This window comes from Mesorhizobium sp. M1A.F.Ca.IN.020.03.2.1 (assembly GCF_004023205.1).
Taxonomy (GTDB): Bacteria; Pseudomonadota; Alphaproteobacteria; order Rhizobiales; family Rhizobiaceae; genus Mesorhizobium.
In genome coordinates, this window is record NZ_RZSV01000357.1 from 1 (window position 1) to 3,926 (window position 3,926).

5 protein-coding genes and 2 pseudogenes are annotated in these 3,926 nt (G+C 59.7%); all 7 read right to left on the reverse strand.

The window, feature by feature from the left end; translation table 11 throughout:
- Positions 1–123: 123 nt before the first annotated feature.
- Positions 124–261, reverse strand: a pseudogene (locus EOA79_RS30425) (site-specific integrase); the annotation flags it as partial.
- Positions 262–833: 572 nt separating this feature from the next.
- Positions 834–995, reverse strand: a pseudogene (locus EOA79_RS33935) (ABC transporter permease subunit); the annotation flags it as partial.
- Between the two features lie 57 nt (positions 996–1,052).
- A complete protein-coding gene (locus EOA79_RS33060) occupies positions 1,053–1,217 on the reverse strand; it encodes a hypothetical protein (protein WP_164894017.1) in 165 nt (54 codons plus the stop codon).
- A gap of 25 nt (positions 1,218–1,242) precedes the next feature.
- Positions 1,243–1,920 carry a Crp/Fnr family transcriptional regulator gene (locus tag EOA79_RS30435; protein ID WP_164894018.1) on the reverse strand — a complete coding sequence of 226 codons (678 nt, stop codon included), beginning with the start codon at positions 1,918–1,920 and terminating at the stop codon, positions 1,243–1,245.
- Positions 1,917–2,852: a hypothetical protein gene (locus tag EOA79_RS30440; RefSeq protein WP_128161265.1), complete on the reverse strand. Its 936-nt coding sequence runs from the start codon at positions 2,850–2,852 to the stop codon at positions 1,917–1,919. Before EOA79_RS30440 ends, EOA79_RS30435 begins: the two co-directional genes overlap by 4 nt.
- Complete coding sequence (locus EOA79_RS30445; protein ID WP_128161267.1) at positions 2,849–3,367, reverse strand: (2Fe-2S)-binding protein; 519 nt, start codon at positions 3,365–3,367, stop codon at positions 2,849–2,851. Before EOA79_RS30445 ends, EOA79_RS30440 begins: the two co-directional genes overlap by 4 nt.
- On the reverse strand, positions 3,364–3,926 hold a 563-nt coding region (locus EOA79_RS30450), incomplete at its 5' end, for a molybdopterin cofactor-binding domain-containing protein (protein WP_164894019.1). The genes EOA79_RS30445 and EOA79_RS30450, both read right to left, overlap by 4 nt.

Genomic DNA, 3,926 nt, shown 5'->3' on the forward strand with positions numbered 1-3,926 from the left:
TCCGCCGAATAGTCCGTCCTCAACTTCACCGCTGAGCCCATGGCGCGAATCTCCTTTGCGCCATCGAATCACGGATCGACCCAATCCGGAATCCTCAACGAGTCAGCCTTCAAGACCCTTGGTATAATTCCAGCGGTCGTAGTGCTTGGAGCTGACATCCTGACGCGCGTGGTTCTGCAAGCGGTCGCGAATCTCCTTGGGAACGCCGGCCTTGCCAGCCAGCGTCTTGAACGTCCGCCGGCAGTCGCGGTTCGTCGCGTAGGCGCCGAGCTTCTTCTTGGTCCGCTTCCCATCGCGCCACTGCTGAGCCATCCAGTCAGCAGTGACACTGCTTCGCATGGGCTTGAGAGTCCAGCAGGGCTTTCTGCAGGTAATTTGAGAATAAATTCGGACAACGTCGATTGTTGTTTCGATGCTTCAGGGTACGTGGGACCCAATGGACCCCCGATCAGTCTGCTCAGAAAAATTGAGCTACTTCAACGCGATCGCCTTCCTGTGGAGTGCTAAATCAAGCTGCGGCAACGTTTCCGTTTTTGCAGCAATATTGAGATTCATACGGACAAGGGTCTCACAATTAAGCGCAATAACCTGCACAAACCGCCGCATTCTCACGTTTAAGTGCAGTCCGACATACTGCTCACCGGCAGCGAAATGATGTGCGAGCTGGAACCGGCGCCAAAGCACGATCAATTGCCTTCGCTGTTGAACCAGCGACCGATTTGCTCTCTCTGATTTCGTCGTTGCTTAGGCGATCCCCGAAAAGGTCAGAACAGCCAGGTTGCGCGTTTTCCAAGATGGATCACCCCATACTGCGCGTAGCAATGCTAAGGAATCTAATACCGGATCAATTTGCGCTCGATCGCAACCGCGATCATGAAAAGCAAAATGGACAGCAAGGAAGACAACACGATCGCCGCGTAGAGCCGGTCGGATTGATAATTGAACGTTGCTTGAATGATCAGCGCGCCAAGCCCTTTGTCGGAACCGATCCATTCGCGCCATCTCTTCGGCGGTGCTGAGCTTCATCGAGCCGGGCGATCGCATTGTGGCGGTCAGGCACATCTATCCGGACGCGTTCCGCCTGTTCGGGACGTTGCTCGTGCTTGGTGCATCAGATATCGGATGTCGTCCGAGGAATAGCCATCGACGGTCATAATTTTGCTGATGATCGGTTCGTTCAGGATTTCGTCAAGCGTGGGCTCGCGCTCGTATGCCATGGCGTCGCCTCCCAGGGAGAGTCAGCTAACCTCGATGCAACATGGCAACCCGCCGCTCCAGGCCGGCGCGATCCATCACCTTGATCTTTCCTTTGCCGAGGCGGACTACACCTTCGTCGCGCAGTTCGCCCAGCTTCCGGTTCACGGTCTGTCGGGAGCATCCGACGATGCCCGCGAGGTTGGACTGGTTTACCCGGATTTCCGGTCGCTTCTCATTCGTCAGCTGACAGAGATGGATGTAAAGTCGCTCATCCGCCGAATAGAACTGACTGACCGATTTGGCGCGGTTGTCGCGTTGCAGCCGTTCGTAAAAGAGTCTGGCCTGATTGCGAATGAAAACTGGCGATTGCAGATACGTGTAGATCACGGGCGTCGGGCAAAACAGCAGCGCACTGTTCGGCAGGGTCATACAACTGGCCGCGCAGGCATTTCCGGAAATCGCCTCCACATCGCCCAGTATATCCCCTGGAGCGGCGACGTGAACGACACTGAGATTGCCCTGGCTGTCGCAGTAATTCACCTCCACCAGTCCCTGCGCCACGATAAAGAACCCCGAACACAGTTCTCCCTGCGACAGGATCTCCGTCGGCTCGGTGTAGCGGCGCAGGGCGCAGACGTCGACAAAGGCAATCTTCTGGTCGTCCGGCAGATCGGCCAGAAGGTCACATTCCATCAGGTGCGGAAAGGCGAGGCTGTTCTTCATTGCCGCGTCCCCGGCAGCGGGGTCAGAGCGCACGCGGGCTGATCGGGCTTGGCGCAGCATGATTCGATCTGCGCCACCGCCTCGCGATAGATGATGTTCCAAACTGCTTCGTCCTGCTCGAAACCAGGCGGCATCGCATGCGACATCGCAAATCGCCGGGCGAGCGGATCGGCGCCCTGAGGGTGCTCCTTCCCGGTCATCAGCCGTGTGAGGCTGCCGCAGGTTTCCGTCTGGCCGATACGGTGGCAGCCGGAACAGGTATTGTCACGTAGCGCGAAAGTCTTTGTCGGCCAGGCATCAAAGCCGAATTCCGGGCCCACATGGAAATAGGGTCCGAAAGGCGCCACCGGCACCTCGCGCCAGACCTGCCCGACAAATGGCGAATACATAATGGGATCGTTGTCATGGCAATTGCCGCAACCGTCGCCGGCGACGATTTCCGGCGCGTTCCAGAAGCTATTGTCCGTCGCCGCAGTGGGGGATGGCACCTTCATGCCGTCCACCGGTTTGTCGCGGCTGCCTGAGGCCTGGAACCAGCAGGTCGCGCCGGTCGCGGGATCATGCGCAATCACGTCGATCTCGTCGAAATTCATGCTGGCCGGATCGCGGATCACCTTCTGGCGGCACATGACTGAAACCATCATTGTCTCAGTCGACAGCGAGAGGATGCGCGAATGCGGCACGCATTGCCCGTCGGAGCCCGGCCCATTGTCCAGCAGCGCCGGGCGGTCGCATTCCATCTGCGGCTTCGGATCGTTCACGGAAACGCCATCCACAGTCACCGGAACCGGAATGCCATCGGCGCAGGAGAATTCGGGCAGCGGACCGACGAGCACGCGGCAGGCCTCCGCATAACGTTGGGAACTGGACTGTGCGGCGGTAGGCTGCGGCATGACAATCAGCGCCGCGACGAGCCAGAGATGCCGGATCATTGCAGGTCTCCTTTCGCCGCAATTACGGAAAGCGCAGTTTCATGCAGCGCCTCGACATAGCGGACATAGCCCGAGCACCGGCAAAGATGGTCTCCGATAGCCATCGAGATCGCCTGACGCAGGTCGTGTGGCGGCGGCCCGTCTTCCAGCTCATCCAGAAACAGTTTGGCCGCCACCACGAAGCCTGGGGTGCAATAGCCGCACTGGAAGGCGAAGTGGCGCAGGAAGGCCTCCTGTACCGGCAGAAGGTCCGGCCCGGCTGAGACGCCCTCGATGGTGGTGATCGCAGCGCCGTCCAGGATGGAAAGCGGCGTCGAGCAGCTGATGACGGGCGTTCCCACCGGATTCGGCGGTTTAGCCATGGCAACGGTGCAGGCCCGGCAGACGCCGATGCCGCAGCAGAACTTCGTTCCCGTCAGGTTCAGATCGTCATGCAGGAAGTCGATGAGCCGATTATCGCTCCGGGCATCGGGCACTTCCTGCGGCAAACCGTTTACTGTGAATTTGATGCTCATTGCGCCAAGCCTTTCAGGATCTTTTCAGGCGTGATCGGCAGAGAGGCAAAACGCTGCCCGACCGCATCCCGCAGCGCATTGGAGATTGCGGGCGCAACGGAACACATGACGGCCTCGGCAATGCCCCGGCCGGCTCGGCCGTCGCCAGGGGTTTCGGGCAGGATGATCAGCTCCTGCGCCCGGGCGCCCGGCCGATATTCCACACCCAGCGGCACATCCTGCATCCGCGCCAGATGATAACGGTTCAGGTTCCACTGCCCGTTGGCCGGCCCCTCCATCCCTGGCGGCATATCTTCCAGCAGTGTCTGGGACAGCGCCATGGCGATGCCTCCCTGTGACTGGCCTGAGACGAGTTCCGGCACATGCACGCGGCCCGCGTTCAGGATGCTCACGACATTCTCGACCCGTACCTGGCCATTGCTGCGGTTCACCGTCAGCCCAACGATGTTCAGGCAAGGCGCCCAGACATAGCGGGCATAGCGCTTGCTGATCGCGTCAGGGCCGTTGGTATTCTGCCGTACCACCCTCTGTGGGTTGTCTGCTTCGGGGGCATAGTACG